Origin of the sequence: Nitrosomonas sp. Nm84, assembly GCF_003201565.1 — a bacterium.
Classification (GTDB): Bacteria; Pseudomonadota; Gammaproteobacteria; order Burkholderiales; family Nitrosomonadaceae; genus Nitrosomonas.
On record NZ_QJJP01000001.1, the window covers coordinates 51097 to 68640 of the forward strand.

Annotated in this window: 21 protein-coding genes; 1 reads left to right on the forward strand and 20 read right to left on the reverse strand. The window is 41.6% G+C overall.

Annotated elements, in window-relative coordinates; translation table 11 throughout:
• Positions 1–69 precede the first annotated feature (69 nt).
• The 6 genes from ccmE to C8R34_RS00275 all read right to left on the reverse strand — a co-directional run bounded on the left by ccmE (position 70) and on the right by C8R34_RS00275 (position 3726).
• Positions 70–519: a cytochrome c maturation protein CcmE gene (ccmE, locus tag C8R34_RS00250; RefSeq protein WP_110336687.1), complete on the reverse strand. Its 450-nt coding sequence runs from the start codon at positions 517–519 to the stop codon at positions 70–72.
• Entirely contained in the window at positions 516–701 is a 186-nt protein-coding gene (gene ccmD, locus C8R34_RS00255; RefSeq protein ID WP_110336689.1) for a heme exporter protein CcmD, read from the reverse strand. The genes ccmE and ccmD overlap by 4 nt, the downstream gene beginning before the upstream one ends.
• The gene (locus tag C8R34_RS00260; RefSeq protein ID WP_110336691.1) at positions 698–1444 is read right to left on the reverse strand and encodes a heme ABC transporter permease; all 747 of its coding nucleotides are present in this window, start codon (positions 1442–1444) and stop codon (positions 698–700) included. The genes ccmD and C8R34_RS00260 overlap by 4 nt, the downstream gene beginning before the upstream one ends.
• A 198-nt stretch (positions 1445–1642) precedes the next feature.
• Positions 1643–2302, reverse strand: a complete 660-nt coding sequence (ccmB, locus tag C8R34_RS00265; protein WP_110336693.1) for a heme exporter protein CcmB — start codon at positions 2300–2302, stop codon at positions 1643–1645.
• 2 nt (positions 2303–2304) lie between these two features.
• On the reverse strand, positions 2305–2919 hold the full coding sequence (gene ccmA, locus C8R34_RS00270; protein WP_110336695.1) for a cytochrome c biogenesis heme-transporting ATPase CcmA: 615 nt from the start codon (positions 2917–2919) through the stop codon (positions 2305–2307).
• A gap of 114 nt (positions 2920–3033) precedes the next feature.
• Positions 3034–3726: a carbonic anhydrase gene (locus tag C8R34_RS00275; RefSeq protein WP_258364286.1), complete on the reverse strand. Its 693-nt coding sequence runs from the start codon at positions 3724–3726 to the stop codon at positions 3034–3036.
• 440 nt (positions 3727–4166) lie between these two features.
• Between C8R34_RS00275 and C8R34_RS00280 the strand changes: the two genes are divergently transcribed.
• Positions 4167–4616, forward strand: a complete 450-nt coding sequence (locus C8R34_RS00280; protein WP_110336699.1) for a hypothetical protein — start codon at positions 4167–4169, stop codon at positions 4614–4616.
• A 26-nt stretch (positions 4617–4642) separates the two neighbouring features.
• Here the strand turns inward: C8R34_RS00280 and lpdA are convergent, their stop codons facing one another.
• The 14 genes from lpdA to rpoE all read right to left on the reverse strand — a co-directional run bounded on the left by lpdA (position 4643) and on the right by rpoE (position 17335).
• Positions 4643–6103, reverse strand: coding sequence for a dihydrolipoyl dehydrogenase (gene lpdA / locus C8R34_RS00285; RefSeq protein ID WP_110336701.1), 1461 nt, complete (start codon positions 6101–6103; stop codon positions 4643–4645).
• A gap of 95 nt (positions 6104–6198) precedes the next feature.
• Positions 6199–7251, reverse strand: coding sequence for a beta-N-acetylhexosaminidase (gene nagZ, locus C8R34_RS00290; protein WP_110336703.1), 1053 nt, complete (start codon positions 7249–7251; stop codon positions 6199–6201).
• A gap of 2 nt (positions 7252–7253) precedes the next feature.
• Positions 7254–7631, reverse strand: coding sequence for a holo-ACP synthase (gene acpS, locus C8R34_RS00295; protein WP_110336705.1), 378 nt, complete (start codon positions 7629–7631; stop codon positions 7254–7256).
• Positions 7628–8353: a pyridoxine 5'-phosphate synthase gene (pdxJ, locus tag C8R34_RS00300; RefSeq protein WP_110337120.1), complete on the reverse strand. Its 726-nt coding sequence runs from the start codon at positions 8351–8353 to the stop codon at positions 7628–7630. Before pdxJ ends, acpS begins: the two co-directional genes overlap by 4 nt.
• Before the next feature lie 34 nt (positions 8354–8387).
• Positions 8388–9281, reverse strand: coding sequence for a GTPase Era (gene era, locus C8R34_RS00305; RefSeq protein WP_110336707.1), 894 nt, complete (start codon positions 9279–9281; stop codon positions 8388–8390).
• Positions 9282–9334: 53 nt separating this feature from the next.
• Entirely contained in the window at positions 9335–10039 is a 705-nt protein-coding gene (gene rnc / locus C8R34_RS00310) for a ribonuclease III (protein WP_110337122.1), read from the reverse strand.
• Positions 10040–10068: 29 nt separating this feature from the next.
• Positions 10069–10437, reverse strand: a complete 369-nt coding sequence (locus C8R34_RS00315; protein ID WP_110336709.1) for a DUF4845 domain-containing protein — start codon at positions 10435–10437, stop codon at positions 10069–10071.
• A 27-nt stretch (positions 10438–10464) separates the two neighbouring features.
• Positions 10465–11268: a signal peptidase I gene (gene lepB, locus C8R34_RS00320; RefSeq protein WP_110336711.1), complete on the reverse strand. Its 804-nt coding sequence runs from the start codon at positions 11266–11268 to the stop codon at positions 10465–10467.
• A 103-nt stretch (positions 11269–11371) separates the two neighbouring features.
• Complete coding sequence (lepA, locus tag C8R34_RS00325) at positions 11372–13168, reverse strand: translation elongation factor 4 (protein ID WP_181415467.1); 1797 nt, start codon at positions 13166–13168, stop codon at positions 11372–11374.
• A 98-nt stretch (positions 13169–13266) separates the two neighbouring features.
• A complete protein-coding gene (locus C8R34_RS00330) occupies positions 13267–13560 on the reverse strand; it encodes a glutaredoxin family protein (protein WP_309146165.1) in 294 nt (97 codons plus the stop codon).
• Complete coding sequence (locus tag C8R34_RS00335; protein WP_309146168.1) at positions 13541–14998, reverse strand: DegQ family serine endoprotease; 1458 nt, start codon at positions 14996–14998, stop codon at positions 13541–13543. Before C8R34_RS00335 ends, C8R34_RS00330 begins: the two co-directional genes overlap by 20 nt.
• Before the next feature lie 201 nt (positions 14999–15199).
• Positions 15200–16081, reverse strand: coding sequence for a MucB/RseB C-terminal domain-containing protein (locus tag C8R34_RS00340; RefSeq protein ID WP_258364287.1), 882 nt, complete (start codon positions 16079–16081; stop codon positions 15200–15202).
• A gap of 104 nt (positions 16082–16185) precedes the next feature.
• Positions 16186–16734: a sigma-E factor negative regulatory protein gene (locus tag C8R34_RS00345; RefSeq protein ID WP_110336716.1), complete on the reverse strand. Its 549-nt coding sequence runs from the start codon at positions 16732–16734 to the stop codon at positions 16186–16188.
• 1 nt (position 16735) lies between these two features.
• Entirely contained in the window at positions 16736–17335 is a 600-nt protein-coding gene (gene rpoE / locus C8R34_RS00350) for an RNA polymerase sigma factor RpoE (RefSeq protein ID WP_110336717.1), read from the reverse strand.
• Positions 17336–17544: the final 209 nt, after the last annotated feature.

Genomic DNA, 17544 nt, shown 5'->3' on the forward strand with positions numbered 1-17544 from the left:
ATTATAAGTTAATGATTATAGAACTAAACAATATTATGTTTAAGTATTGAGATAATGCTCATGAAACGACTACTGCACTAGAGAGGCTTTCTGTGCTTTGGCTGCTTGCTCTAAAGCTTCTGCTGCTTCAGGTGGCATATAATTTTCATCATGTTTCGCCAGTACTTCATCAGCCTCAAAAATACCATTTGCTGATATTTTTCCTTGCGCAACAACACCTTTACCTTCTTTAAATAAATCTGGAAGAATGCCTGTATATACAACCGGTATGGTTTGCGCCGTATCTGTCACTGCAAAGCGAACTGTTGTACTTCTATCATCACGTTGCACGCTACCTTCTGCCACTAGTCCACCAATACGAAAGCTCTTCCCTATTGGTGCTTCTTTTGCTACAACCTGTGATGGGCTAAAGAAAAAAACCAGATTACTTTGAAAAGCATTCAGTACCAGAATTGAAGCTACACCTAGTGCAGTAACTGCTGATGCAATAATTACAAGTTTCTTATGACGTGGTTTCATTTGTTATCTCTTTTTCTATTTATATCGAAAATGAGACCATGCTGCTTCTCTAAAGTTCGGTGGCGATTTGAAATCAGCAAAATTTCTCCTACAATACAAACCAATGTCACAACATATGAGCCCCAAACATAGAAGCCATATCCCCCCATCGAAAAAAACTCTGATAAATTTGACCAATTCATTGTACGGTTCCTTTCTTTTGTAACTCTGCCACCCATGCTGTATGGCTTTCACGTTCAAGGATAATGACACGTGTACGCTTTAATATTACTGCAATGGAATACATCCAACTTGCAAACACCATGACGAGCATACCTACTAGCATCGTGGTAGCCATCGAAGGCGCTTGATTTACACTTACTGATGCACCTTGATGTAAGGTATTCCACCATTGCACTGAAAAATAAATAATCGGAATATTAACTACCCCAACCAATGCAATAATTGCACCTGCCTTATCTGCACGTCGCGGATCATCAATAGCTGCCTGTAAGGACATGAAACCAATATAAAGAAACAGCAAAATCAATTCAGAAGTCAACCGCGCGTCCCATACCCACCATGTTCCCCACATCGGTTTTCCCCATAGCGCTCCCGTCCATAATGCAATAAAGGTAAACATGGCACCTGTTGGAGCAATGGCTGTAGCAAACATGGAGGAAAGTCGTGTATTGAAAGCCAAACCAATACCCGCCCAAAAAGCCATGACGACATACAGAAACATCGACATCCATGCAGCGGGAACATGAATAAAAATAATCCGATAGGCTTCACCTTGTTGAAAATCAGTAGGTGCTACAAAAAAACCAATATAAAGACCTGCCACCAGTAATATCACCGCGGCAAAAGCAAATATTGGAGTAATTTTTCCCGCTAATGAATAAAAACTTGCAGGAGAAGAATATTTGAACCAATTAATCGACATATTAAATTTTATAATTCTTCAAATTAAGTTTGAGTCCGGAACCGAACCCTAAATTTTGTAGCCGCCAATTCTATACTAAAAACACAAAATCAAGAATTGCTTTCTTGTTAGCAAATTCAGAGTATTGAAAGTTCAGAAAACAGAATTTATGAAATGAATACAGTGGGTTTATTACCAATAATCTTTTCAAAATCTGTTTTACTCTAACGAAACCCGCAAGGAAGATGCTGCGGCCCAAGGTGCAAAAACTAGTGACATAAGAAGAAATGCACCTATTAATGACAAATGCGCATCATATCCTACACCTGCCATATTAGCTTCAACCGCACCCGCACCGAAAATCAACACAGGTATATATAATGGCAATACCAATAGCGAAACCAGTACACCTCCACCCCGTAATCCTAAAGTAAGCGCGGCACCGATTGCCCCGATCAAACTCAATACTGGCGTTCCCAGCAACAAAGTTATCGTTAAAACAAATAATGCCTCTATTGGCAGATCATACTGAATACCTAATATCGGCGCCATCAATACTAATGGAATGCCTGTCACCAGCCAATGCGCTAAGGCTTTTCCAAGTACTAAAAGTGATAATGACTGAGGTGATAGCAGCATCTGCTCTAATGTACCATCCACATAATCATTCGAAAACATTCTGCCTAGGGAAAGCATTGAAGCCAGAAGGGCCGCAACCCATACCACACCTGGCGCCATGGTTCGCAACATATTCATTTCCGGCCCCACACTTAGCGGAAACAAACTAACGACAATGATAAAAAAAAATAGGATCGTGAATACATCCGATTGGCGTCGCATAGCCAGTAAAAGATCACGTTTAATGATCCACATAAGCATGATCAGGCCAATTGCAACTGCGTAATCGATGCAGCTGCAATATCAATTTCCTGATGCGTTGTCATTACCACCATACCACCTTGCAATAAATGTTGTTCCAACAATCCTTGGATTAGCTTAACTGCGGCTACGTCCAATGCAACCAAAGGTTCATCTAAAATCCACACTGAAGTTTTACAAACAAGTAAGCGAGCTAGTGCTACGCGCCGACGCTGACCTTGCGACAAAACCTTAACAGGTAGTGCCTCCCTTCCGCTCAATCCAATGTATTCAAGCGCCTCCTTAGCTTGATCTGCACTAATTTCAGAACCTGCAAGCGCGCTAGAAATTCGCAAATTTTCCATGACCGTCAAATCATCTTTAGTCCCACTTAAATGACCAATATATGTCATCACAGCAAAATAATCGCCATCTAAGGAATGAATAGCCTTATCACACCAACGAATTTCACCGGCGGCAGGATTTGATAATCCACATAACATACGCAATAAGCTAGTTTTACCACTACCATTTGGACCGTGCACTTGCATCAAACCACCCGCCTCAAGAGAAAAATTGATATTCTTAAAAAGCTCACGGTCACCACGAACGCATGCGAGATTAATCCCCTGCAACATTATTTTGATCAATTAGTGAAAAAACATAGAATTATAGCTCATTACAGGTGCTTGTAACATCGGATAATTAAGTAACAACACGCATCGGTACCCGGTAAACTTCAGCACAATAAATTAAGCGACAAGCTCAACCTTACCAGTATTCAGGTGATATATCCCTCCTACGATGCGAATTTTCTTGTGATCGTGGTAATAATCCAGAATTGGCGATTTAGTTCTCAATCTTTCGACTGTCATGATGACATTCATTCTGGTTATATTCATTACGCGACTGCTTGATCTATCATTGACAGCTCTAACCGAAGGCGCTATCGCACTGGCCATTAACTGAATATGACCAGGAAAATCCCGATGATTATCAACCGCATCAACAGCTGCCTTAACAGCACCACAGCTTTCATGACCGAGAACCATAACTAATGGGGTATTCAATACGGCAACTGAATATTCAATGGTAGCAATGTTATCGTTGGTCAGGTAATTACCGGCACCTCGCGCAACAAACAAGTCCCCATGCGCCTCGTCAAAGCAATGCTCTGGACTCACTCTCGAATCAGAGCAACCCAGTATGGTGGCATACGGATTTTGCCCACCAGCTAAAGTGGACTGAATGTCATGAAAGTCTAATGGCTTGGATTTTCCTGAAACATAGCGTTCATTACCTTGCATCAGTCTTTCCAACGCTTGATCTGGCGTTAAGACATTTTCTGGTTTAGGAGAACTTGCGCGAGGAGTTTGAACAGGCATGCTTTCATCGGCACTTAGCATTCCGGCACGCAGCATTCCAAAACTGACAGCGGATGCCACGGCCAGCCTGAGAAAAGATCGTTTACTGCGACATAAATTTAAATTTGGACTTTCACCCCGGCTATTACTTTGTTCACACTGATAACACATTCAAAAAACCTATCTATAAAATTAATCGATCAAACAAACTATCTGTACCCTCTCACACAAAAAACCGTTCAGCAAAAAGCCTGTACCACCGCAGGCTTATTCGTTTACCTGAGGCTGCACAATCAACTTTCCTGTCCGTTTTCAGCTGATCCGGCTTGCTTGTTGCCTTATATGTTATCAGCAAATTTGAATTGTCAATAATGTTCATAAAGCGAATTTCGAGTATACTGCCCCGCTGCAAGAATTATCCAGCGTAAAAATAGAAACTTACCTGGAAGCACAATGTGCTAATCAATAATACGATTTATATATTTATAGCTAATGAATTGGCATTCGCCAGGAGGGAATATATGCACAAACTATTATCCGGCTTTTTACTATTTTTGATACTCGCCATACCATCCAGTGTTTTTTCTCATGCAGGGGAAGATCACGAACACGACGAACCGACTGCAGCTACGAACGCTTCACCTCAATTGGAAAGCGGTAATGGCTGGCGAGTGGTTCGTGCTATTGAAATGGGTACTTCTGGAAAATTTGTTCATATGGTACTCATTGATCACAGCGTCTACACAGACAAAACCATTTACAGTGCCGCTATCAACAGATTGTGCCGCGCTGATGATGATTTTTGTAGAATTAGATTCTGGAGTCAAGAACGTTTTATACCGGAAAAAGCTTCCTTGACAATAGAGCAAAATAAGCAATTAAAAGCCGAATATATCGTCAATAAATCTGCTGGAATGAAGCAACTGCGCTGGTCCTGCAGTGTTGATCCCGACAAGACTCATTGTTTTTAGTTATCACATGCATCATACCAATTGATTTAGATATGCAAGGCACGCTTATCCACCCCAAGGGCAGCTTCATGGAATACTTCCGATAAAGATGGGTGAGCATGAACAATACAAGCGATATCTTGGCTACTGGCAGAGAATTTCATTGCCATAACGGCTTCTGAAATAAGCTCCGAAACATGCGGACCGATCATATGCACACCCAGCACACGATCGGTTTTTTCATCTGCCAATATCTTGACAAAACCACTCGTTTCTCCCATTGCGCGCGCACGGCCGTTAGCAATAAAAGGAAATTGCCCCGTCTTATAAGCAATACCGGCAGCTCTTAATTCTTGTTCATTTTTCCCCACCCAGGCAATTTCAGGCGCAGTATAAATAACCCAAGGTACCGTATTAAAATCGACTACCTCATTTTCACCTGCTTGGCTTTTTGCAATATGCGCAATCATTTCAGCGACGACTACCCCTTCCTCGGATGCCTTATGCGCCAGCATTGGTCCGCGCACCACATCGCCTACCGCATAAACATTCGTTAGATTGGTACGGCAATATTGATCGACGACAATAAATCCACGTTCATCCAATAATAAACCGTTCTCGCCTACACCTAATCCTGTGGTATTCGGAATGCGGCCGATAGCGATAATTAATTTATCAACCTCCAAAATCTGCTCCTGATTATTGGAATCGCTGTAATTCACAATCACATTATTATTGGATACCTTAATCGATTTGATGTTGACACCGGTATTGATTTGCAAACCAAGTTCTTTGGTAAATATGCTTTTTGCTTCTTTGGCAATTTGTTCATCAGCTGCCATGAGAAATCCAGGCATTGCTTCGAGAATAGTGACTTCCGCACCTAATCTGCACCACACACTGCCCATTTCAAGGCCGATCACCCCAGCACCGATAACGCCCAATCGCTTGGGCACTTCCGTTAAAGCTAACGCACCGGCATTATCCAGAATCAGGTTATTGTCGATCGACGTGAAAGGTAACGATCGTGGTACTGAACCGGTTGCCACGATGACATGCTTTGCTTGGATTATTTCAGTACTGCCATTATCATCAATTTTTATCTGCCAAGCATTGGCGGATGATTCCTGCTTCAATAATGTTCCCCTGCCGTGTATTGATTTAATTTTATTTTTTTTGAATAGCGACGCAATGCCAGCAGTAAACGTAGTAACAATCTTGTCCTTACGCGCAATCATAACAGGAACATCCACAGACACATTTTCTGTGGCGATACCGTGAGCTGAAACCTTGTGTTTTATTTGAAAATAATTCTCGGAGGATTCCAGTAAAGCTTTGGACGGAATACACCCTACATTCAAACAAGTGCCACCGAGACTTGCTTTGCCCTTTGGGTTCTTCCATTCATCAATACAAACCGTATTCAAGCCAAGCTGCGCACAACGAATCGCAGCAACATAACCGCCTGGACCTGCTCCAATGACTGCTACATCAAATGTTTCTGACATGATTAAGACCTTATAAGAAATCTTATGAATGAAGTAATTTTAAAGTAAAACAGAATGTACTGGTCATGATTCTTTTCGCTGGGTAAATCGCAGATTTACTGTAATGGTAACTCTTCACTTTCACATCCAATGATACTGATCTCTCGCACAGCTTGCACATAATCACCATTCTCACGCAGCTTTGTCATTGAACCAAAGTTATTTCTAGCGTGCAGCCGCGCCAAGCGAGAAAGGCTGGTCGCTGGCATCTCCCATTGTAATTCCGTTAAGATTTCATCTGCACCTGCGGAATTATTGCAAACCAATATCATATCGCAGCCCGCGGTAAGTGCAGCTTGTGCGCGCAGCAGCATGGATTCCAGATAATCACCTGCACCGCGCATACTCAAATCATCGCTGAAAATACACCCCTCGAATTGCAGTTCTGTACGCAGTATTTTTTGCAACCAGACAGTCGAAAAACCGGCAGGCTTGGGATCAATTTCCGGATAGATCACATGTGCCGGCATTATTCCAGCTAATCCAGAATCAATCATGTGCTGAAACGGAACCAGATCATTCATTTCGATATCAATGTATCGACGCCGATCAATTGATTTTTCCAGATGAGAATCGGTTTGAATATAGCCGTGACCGGGAAAATGCTTCCCTATCGCCAGCATACCGCCTTTTTTCAAACCGAGCATCAGATTATTTGCCAGATCGGAGACGACATTAGGATCACGATGGAATGCACGATCGCCGATGACACAGCTTTGTCCATGATCAAGATCCAACACCGGTGTAAAGCTGAAATCGACACCGCAAGCATTTAATTCTGCAGCCAGCACAAAACCAACTTGTTTAGCAAGATGACGCGCACGAATGGACTGTTTATCCCAGATTTCCCCCAACGCATGCATGGCAGGCAATTTTGTAAAATCTTTCTGGAAACGTTGAACACGACCGCCTTCATGATCGACTGCTATCAGCAAATGCGGATTGCGTAACGAATGAATCTGCTGCGTCAATTCAGTTAACTGGCGATGATTGGAATAATTCCGGGCAAACAGTATGACACCGCCCGTGAGCGGATGTGAAAGCCTTCTTATATCGTCTTCGGTCAATTGCGTGCTGGCGATATCGAGCATCACTGGCCCAAGCGACATGGTTATTTCTCCAATACAACAAAGGCACAAACCATATTTATTTCATCGCTGATAGAAAGATGGTGCTGCGTGATACCTTCGTCGCTAAGTAATTGGTTGAGTTCAGGATGGAATTGAAAAAATGGCTTTCCCAGCTGATCATTGGTAATTGTAATATAGGCCAAATTAACCGGATGACGTAAACCGGTACCCATTGCTTTAGACAGCGCTTCTTTGGCTGCAAAGCGACTGGCCAGAAACAGAATTGGCTTGCTGCTTGCGTGATACTCTAACCATTCGCTATCGGTTAATATACGCCGCGCAAACCGATCTCCAAAACGCTCCAGCGATTGTGCGATACGCGCTGACTGCACGATATCGGTGCCGATACCATAAATCATCTACGCGCCTCGAGCATGAGTTGCTTCATTTCCTGCACGGCCTGTTTAAAACCAACAAAAATGGCACGGGCAACAATGGCGTGACCGATATTGAGTTCGGAAATTTCAGATATGGCAGCAATGGGTTGAACATTTTCATAATGCAAGCCATGCCCGGCATTTACTTTTAAACCCAAATCAATACCCAACGCAACCGATTCTCGTACCTCATTGAATTGTTTTTCTTGTACTTCAGGCGTAGACGCATCGGCATAACTACCGGTATGGATCTCAATAACAGGTGCGCCTGCACGAAATGCTGCATTGATTTGCAGCGAATCCGCATTGATAAACAATGAAACACGTATTCCGGCTTCTCCCAACTTCTGGCACACACGCTTGATTTGATCAAAATGCTTCACGACATCAAGCCCGCCTTCTGTCGTTAATTCTTCGCGCCTTTCGGGGACCAGACAAATATCATGGGGTTTTATTCTGAGTGCGATGCCAACCATTTCATCCGTTACTGCACTCTCCAGGTTCATTCTGGTCGTTAACCGGTCTCGCAGAATTTCAACATCGCGATCCTGAATATGGCGACGATCCTCGCGTAAATGCAGGGTAATCGCATCAGCGCCAGCAGATTCAGCAATCATTGCTGCTTCGATTGGATCCGGATATCTGGTGCCGCGCGCCTGCCGTAATGTTGCCACATGATCAATATTGACGCCCAGTTCAATCATCATTCAAAATTCCCCGAGATACCGGTGTAAGTAATTATTCATAACCAAGGTTCCTTAATACGCTTTCATCATCAGCCCAACCGCTTTTAACTTTTACCCAGACTTCAAGGTACACTTTCCCTCCAAACATCAATTCCATATCTTTGCGTGCTTGGCTAGCTATTTGCTTAAGCTTTTCGCCCTTTTTCCCAATAACAATCGCTTTCTGATTCGCTTTATCAACAAGAATCGTGGCATAAATTTTGTGTAAATGCCCTTCCAGCTTAAATTGATCGATCACGACACTGGTTGAATAGGGAATTTCATCACCGATTAAGCGGAATAACTTTTCCCGGATGAATTCACTAGCGATGAAACGCTCACTACGGTCTGTTACCTCATTTTTATCATACAAGAGTTGATTAACAGGCAAATAGGTACGGATTGTATTTAGCAGTTCCGGTAATTGAATTTTATGAACGGCGCTCACCGGTATCATGGCTGCAAATTGAAATACTTTGGCCATATCGTTTAAGAATGGAAGCAAGCGATTTTTATCGTCCAGCTTATCAATTTTGTTGATCACCAAAATAACCGGAACATTTTGAGGTAAAATTTTGAGTGCGGCAAGGTCGCGCTGATCAAAACGCATTGCTTCAATAACAAATAAAACAACATTCACATCTTGAATACTTTGTGTTACCACCCGGTTCATTGCAGTGTTCAATCGGTTGGTATATTGCGTTTGAAAACCTGGCGTATCAACAAAGACAAATTGTGTTTGTTGGTCGGTTAAAATACCGTTGATGCGGAAACGAGTTGTTTGTGCTTTCCTGGATGTGATACTGATTTTCTGCTGAAGTAGCTTATTCAGTAATGTTGACTTACCAACATTTGGACGACCAATAATCGCAATATAGCCAGTGCTAAAACCGGCATCAACGGTCATTCTGATAAATCGCAAATATTAGAACATTATCACCGATCATATTTTCCAATTTTCTATACTGAATGAGGTACGTAGATTTCTTCATAGGCTAATTTTGCTGCTGCTTGCTCCGCATTGCGACGGCTTGTTCCTTCACCTAACGTTCGAATATTAAACGTCGGCAACACACACTCCACTTTAAATTTCTGTTTGTGCGCTTTCCCAGTTGTTGTAACCACAGCATATTCCGGCAACGCCAACTTCTGGCTTTGCAGCAATTCCTGCAACAAGGTTTTAGGGTCTTTCCCTTGCTTCTTAGTGTCTATACTTTCCATCTTGGGCAAGTAGAGCAATGCAATTACAGTTTCCACTTGAGCATAACCACTATCTAAATAAATTGCCCCCAATACGGCTTCGAAAGCATCGGCCAAAATAGATGGACGATGACAACCGCCGCTTTTTAATTCTCCTTCGCCCAATCGAATGATTTTATCGATTTGCAAGCTAAGCGCTATATCTGATAATGCTTGTTGATTAACAAAATTGGCGCGAAGCCGGGATAAGTGTCCTTCAGGTAAGTCTGGAAAATATTTATAAACCAACCCAGCAATGGCGCAATTTAATATGGCGTCGCCCAAAAACTCAAGACGCTCGTTATGCGATGCGCTATGACTCCGATGAGTTAACGCCTCCCGCAATAATTCTGGCCGTGTAAAGGAGTATTTGAGCTGCTTACAAAATGTATCGAGTAACAATCCGTTATTGCTTGAGCTTTGCATATCTCCATTTGGCATGATATTACCGAGCACTAATGGCTCATAGATTCAAAATCAATATTCAACGATATATTGGAGATAAGCGGTATTTTTACGGTATATTTGGCACTCAAAACAACGCGTCCGTTTTCTCGATTGATCTTAATATCTTGCCCACTAATCGATTTAATGTTATCAATCTGCGCACGCTTACTAAACGATAATCTTATTTGATTAGGATCACCAGCCTGCAATTCAACTTCCTTCGCAATAGCCTTTAAATTTTTTGTAATTGCGGAATGCTCAATATAGGCTGGCACAAGCTTCATTCCAAATACTGCAATCAACACTAGGATGATTGACCATATTAACAAACTAGACAGACTCAAGCCCTGTTGTTTCCGTATTGCCGTGTAATGCATGGTCCCTCCAAGGAGAAATTTGAATAGTTATTTAATTGCTAATCCAATACGACCAAAATCTCCAAAATTCCACCAAATCATAAAAGCCTTACCTACAATATTTTCTTCCGGAACAAATCCCCAATAACGGCTATCACTACTACTGTCACGATTGTCACCCAGCGTAAAATAATTGCCTGGTGGCACTTCACACGTAAATCCGGTGCTACGGTATTTACAATTTTCCTTAAATTCGAATTGCCTGACATTTGAAAATTGTATGCCTTTCACATCCTGATTGATAAGAATCGAATGACTCTCGTCAGTTAAATATTCTGAAAAACGATCGGAGTAGATATACCCAAATCCTGACTCAACATATTTGTAATCACCTTCATATTCTGTTCTGATCGTTTCACCATTAATAATTAATTGCTTATTATGATAAGTAATCGTGTCACCCGGCAGCCCAACGACACGTTTGATGTAATCAATCGATGGATCTTCCGGATAACGAAATACCAACACATCGCCGCGCTTTGGTTCATTGATATCAAATACTTTTTTGTTGATTACCGGGAGCCTGATACCATAGGTATACTTGTTCACCAGGATAAAATCACCAACCAGCAATGTGGGTATCATTGAGCCGGATGGTATTTTAAATGGCTCAATCACAAACGAGCGCAAACTGAAAACAATCAGGATAATCGGGAAAAAACTTTTAGGATACTCAATCCACCACGGTTCATTGTCTTCCGGTGTGCGCTTATTCTTCCACAGCAGCGTATCTAACAACCAAATACTGCCGGTAATTACGAGCAAAACAAATAAGACCAAAGGGAAATTCATACGATTCCCTTTGCTGATACAACATTAAAACCATTTTGTATTTTGTTATATTCACTCAGACTCAATCTATGGTTAGGTGAACGAATTTTATTTTTACGCATCATTATTTATTGTCAACCTGCAAAATCGCCAGAAATGCTTCTTGCGGAATTTCTACATTACCAACCCGCTTCATTCTCTTTTTACCTGCTTTTTGTTTCTCCAGCAACTTTCGTTTACGTGTTATATCGCCACCGTAGCATTTTGCCAACACATTCTTGCGTAATGCCTTAACAGTTTCACGCGCAATGATATGTGCTCCGATGGCTGCTTGTACGGCAATATCGAACATCTGACGAGGAATCAATTGACGCATTTTCTGCACTAATTCGCGCCCTCGATATTGACTGCTGCTTCTATGGATAATCAATGACAAAGCATCCACTTTATCACTATTAATCAATATATCCAGCTTCACTAAATCAGAAGCACGAAATTCTTTAAATTCATAATCCAATGAAGCATAACCGCGACTGGTCGATTTCAATCGGTCAAAAAAATCCATGACGACTTCGTTCAGCGGCATCTCATAAGTCAGCATGACTTGCTTACCCAGATATTGCATATTCGTTTGATTACCGCGCTTACTCACGCACAATGTAATCACTGCACCAACATATTCTTCCGGTACCAAAATGGTCGAAGTAATAATAGGCTCACGAATCTCTGCAATTTTAGAAAGATCAGGGATTTTTGATGGATTTTCAATTTCGATGAGTGTGCCATCGCGCATCAATATCTGATAAACCACTGTCGGTGCAGTCGTAATCAAATCCATATCGTATTCTCTCTCTAGTCGCTCTTGGACAATATCCATATGCAGCAACCCAAGAAAACCGCAACGGAATCCAAAACCCAATGCTTGCGATACTTCCGGCTCGAAATGCAGTGACGAATCGTTCAATTTTAATTTTTCCAATGCTGAACGTAATGCGTCGTATTGATTGGATTCGACCGGATACAGACCGGCAAATACCTGTGGTTTTATCTCCTTAAAACCCTGCAGTGGCTTTTCCGCTGGATGATTAACCAATGTCACCGTATCGCCAACTTTCGCCGCATCCAACTCTTTAATGCCGGAAATGATAAATCCTACTTCCCCTGCACTGAGCGCGTCACGATAAGCTGATTTCGGTACAAATACCCCCACCTGTTCACACAACTGTACTGCCCGACTGGCCATCAATAAAATTTTATCACCAGGTTTGATGATGCCATCCATGACTCTTACCAATATTACGACACCCACATAATTATCAAACCAAGAGTCAATGATTAAGGCCTTTAATGGTGCATCCGGATTGCCTGTCGGCTCAGGAATTCTTGCAATCAGTGCCTCTAAAACATCTTCAACACCTTGCCCGGTTTTAGCACTAACTCTGACCGCATCATGCGCATCGATTCCAATCACTTCTTCAATATTGCTGATAACACGCTCGGGATCAGCAGCCGGCAAGTCAATCTTGTTTAAAACCGGAATAACTTCAACGCCTTGTTCAATTGCGGTATAACAGTTGGCAACGGTTTGCGCTTCGACTCCCTGCGATGCATCAACAACCAAGAGAGCACCTTCGCATGCAGCCAGCGAACGCGACACCTCATAAGAGAAATCGACATGTCCCGGTGTGTCAATTAAATTCAATAAATAAGTTTCACCATTTCTTGCCTTATAGTGCAACGCCGCAGTTTGGGCTTTGATGGTAATGCCTCTTTCACGCTCCAGGTCCATGGAATCCAATACTTGCTCTTCCATTTCACGATCAGATAAGCCGCCGCACAAATGGATAATACGATCTGCCAGCGTTGATTTACCGTGATCAATATGTGCAATGATGGAAAAATTACGAATATGCCGCATCAGGATATGAGAAATAAAATATGTTTCCAGTCATGTGGAAATTAATGTCGCGCTAGTGCGGAAATTAAAATAGTGGATGGACAGTTAAAAGAGGCAGCATTCTAACGAAATTTACTAAGATAATCATCTAAAGCTGCTAAATCCAGGAAATAATGACAAATCTCTTGATTAGTAAGCGATGACAACAGCACTGGAATTTTCTCCCCATACCGTGCCACCAATTCAGGATTAGTATCAATATCAACAACTTGAAAATAAAACGATACTTGCGCTTGCAAATTTTGCAGCGCAAGTATCATATCTTGACACAGATGACAACTTTCACGGCCGTATACAATCAGTGTATTTGCTTGATTTGCGGCACACGAATCCGACTCAATTTTTTTTGTCATCATCGGTAAGCTTCATCGTAATAAAAGTATTCATATCTCCTCTTTTAACAAGCAAGGCGATATTCTTTCCACTTTTAACTTGTCCAAGCAATTCATTAAATTGCTGAATACTCTTAACATCTTTGCTGTTAAGCCCAAGAATAATATCCCCGACTCGAATCCCTGAGCGACTGGCAATACCGGGTTGCATGTCTTCAACCAATAACCCATTAGCAATCTCCAATTGTTTCCGCTGTTCGGCGGTAATCTCACTTAACGCTAATCCAAGACGATTTGAAGTATCCGGTTTTTTTCCTTGCTTGAGTTTGCGATTCTCTATCACTTCATCGGAAGGTGTTTCCCCAACCTCAACATTGACAGTTTTTAAAGCACCATCTCGCCAAACCTGAATAGTTACTTTTGCATTTGGTTTGGTATTACCAACGATACGTGGCAAATCGGCAGATGTCGTAACGTTTTTCTCGTCAAACTTCAAAATGATATCCCGCGGCTTGATTCCTGCCGTGTCTGCAGGGCCACCCTTTTCCACTGAAACGACTAACGCACCACTACTGTCCGTCAACCCGAAGGATTCCGCCAGCTCTTTGGTGACTTCCTGAATCATCACGCCAATTCTGCCGCGGCTTATTTTACCGCTGGCTTTTAACTGATCTGCAATTTCAGTTGCCACATTGATCGGTATGGCAAATGACAATCCCATGAATCCACCAGTCCGGCTGTAAATTTGAGAATTAATGCCAACCACTTCTCCCTTCATGTTAAATAAAGGTCCGCCTGAATTACCTGGATTAATTGCTACGTCCGTTTGTATAAATGGCACATAATTTTCTTGTGCCAAGGAGCGGCCTTTAGCACTGACTATCCCTGCAGTCACACTATGCTCAAAACCGAAAGGCGATCCAATTGCAATAACCCATTCGCCCACTCTGAGATTCTCTGGATTTCCTTGTGTAACTTTAGGCAAATCTGTTGCATTTATTTTGATTAATGCAATATCTGTTTTTCGATCAGTACCGATAATTTCCGCTACAAATTCACGTTTATCGTTAAGCTTCACAGTAACTTCATCAGCTGTCTCAACAACATGCGCATTGGTCAAAATGTAACCATCCGAACTAATGATAAAACCAGACCCTAAAGACTTAGGTTCAGATCTTCTCGGTGCAGGAAATGGTTGCATATGTCTTTTAAAAAAATCATAAAAAGGTGAGTTTTCAGGAATACCCGGTATCTCTGGAAGTACCTGACCATTGAGCGTGTTTGATGTTTGCACAGCACTAATATTTACTACCGCAGCACCATGTTTTTCTACAAGCCCGGTAAAATCCGGTAGCTCATTAGCTTGTGCAAAAACTGCAAATGGTGATAAAAACAGCGAGATCACTATGAATCGAAAAATTATTCTTGTTCTTGCCATGTAACCAGTATAGATAATTAGCATTTTATTCATATTCTTATCAATCAGGAAATGTGTTTAATTATTGCAGATATCGTTGAAGAAAAACGGAAGGGTTAAATTTAATCGACTAAGACTATCACATTATCGTTACACGCCTTAAATAAGGTGTACATCAGATTGCTAGCTTTATTCAGTTTTCTGATTCGCAGATTAATTGTGTAATAAGCTTCTACCGACTGATACTCAATCTTGCCTAAAGACAGAATCGCCTATTAGCTTTATCGTTTCCACAGGCACTTCACCAACAGTCGTAATTTTATTATCACCCAGCGTACGAACATAAATATTAATTGCACCGCGGCTTGTAAAAACACCTGGTACTGGTGCTGATGCATCCCTAATAATAGGCTCTATGAAAATAGAAACCGTTGCAAGCCCATCCGATAGCGCAATATGATCCACCAATGTGGGTTTTTCAGTCAAATTACGCTTCATCTCAACCAATTTCTTAAAGCCAGTCGGCAAGTTCTTAACTTGCCACTTTAATTCACCTTCTTTTAGAATTGATGTAACCAAATCGGTTACTTTCCATTCCTGTGTGAGAATCGACTGATCAGGCTTTAACAAGTCAGAATGAATTTCCCCGTCAACTTCCAATTGCACAAATGCAAATTGCTCAACCGTTTTATTTCCATCCATTACTGCAACTTTTAGCAACAAACCTGATTTGGTATCAATCCAGAATTGATGACCGTACCGCAAAGAATCTCTTGGCGTCAGGGATAAGACCTGGGATTCATTATCAGATATACGCTCACGCTTGGTTTCTTTGACATAATAATTGTCATCAATACTATCAAACGATTGCGGCAGAAGATTAGGAAAGAATTTACGAAACCAGCGCTTCTCAGTATAAATATTCTTGCTATCAGGCAAGTAGCATTTCATCTCATCATTATTGCGAAAAACAATGCGTGGAACGCCATCTAAAGCTTCAATTTTTTCACGTTCCCCAGCTTGATCAGTCTTATGGATTATACGTGATGTCTCCATATGCCCATCAGCAAAATAAACAAACGTTCCTGAGTAATTATGCTGACGCGGAGCATCGGCCATTTTTTTCAACCATCCCAGCGCGCTTTCTGATGAATGAGGTAAATTCTGCGCCAGCGCAGCATGGAAGAAACCAAATGTTAACAAAAAAAACAGCGTGATTATTTTACGGCTAATCATCTACCATATCTTTCGCTATATTCATTGACGTTATTTACATTAGTAACTTGCCCTCGCATATTTGTCCCTGGTGAAAATTCTCTATGCACAAATAAGTATTCGTTAATCTCAATTGGAGGGTAATTATTTAGTAAGACAGGCGATGAAACCATTACAGGCGCAGCAGTCAGATTACTATTATGGTTTGGATTTTCTGCAATCAGCGCTTGCTGAGGCACGTAGGAAGCGTTGTACATGATTGCCCATGCGGAAATCATCGCAACCACTGAAGCCGCCATGGAAAAAGCAAACACTTTGTATTTTTGTTGCTTGGGTATATTCGATGTTTTGGGAAAAAGCGCAGTAGGTTCGGTTTTTAATTTCTGGTTAACGTTGAAGGATACATCTGTTGACAGTCGTGATGATTGTCGCAGCGTATCGCCAATCAAGTGGTAAGTTTTCCATTTATCCCGTAAATTATCATCTTCCCGAAGTACTGCGATCGTATTTGACGCATCTTGTCCACCAAGCTCACCATCCATTAATGCTGATATTTTGCTTTTCACATTACCACCTCTTGTCTTTACTGGTTCCTAATAAAGGGCGCAATTGTTCAGATATTGCTTCACGTGCGCGAAAGATGCGCGAACGTACAGTACCTATCGGACAACTCATAATATTTGCAATTTCTTCATAACTTAATCCATCGATCTCTCTTAAAACAATTGCAGTACGTAATTCCTCAGGCAATGAATCCAACGTTTGATTAACCGTTTGAGCGATTTGCTTACTCATCAGTTCACTCTCCGGTGTGTTCATTTCCTTTAATATACCGCTATCCTCGAAATTCTCGGCATCCTCGTTATCAAATTCCTGCAGTGTCGGTACCTTACGTCCCTGAGACACCAAGAAATTCTTAGCAGTATTAATGCCAATTCGATATAACCACGTATAAAAAGCACTCTCCCCGCGAAATAAAGGCAGTGCTCTATAAGCTTTAATAAAAGCTTCTTGTGTCACATCTTCAACCTCAGCAGCATCACGTATAAAATGTGATAATAAACGAGCTAGCTTACGTTGATATTTGACGACTAGCAGATCGAATGCGTGCTTATCCCCACCTTGAACCCGTTCTACTAATTGCTGATCGACTTCCCGATCACCCATACTACCTGATCCCTGAGCATTTTGAATGAATTTGTAATTTTATTCTTGTCCTGCTAAATGTAGCACAATTACACAACAGAATAAGTATATCCATTCAAACAAATCTCGGAAACCAGATAATTAAAATCGCGCTATCGCTCATCGTAGAGACAATTAATCACGCTAATTAGTTCACGTCTCACTCTCTATACAGTTTTATCTTACAAATC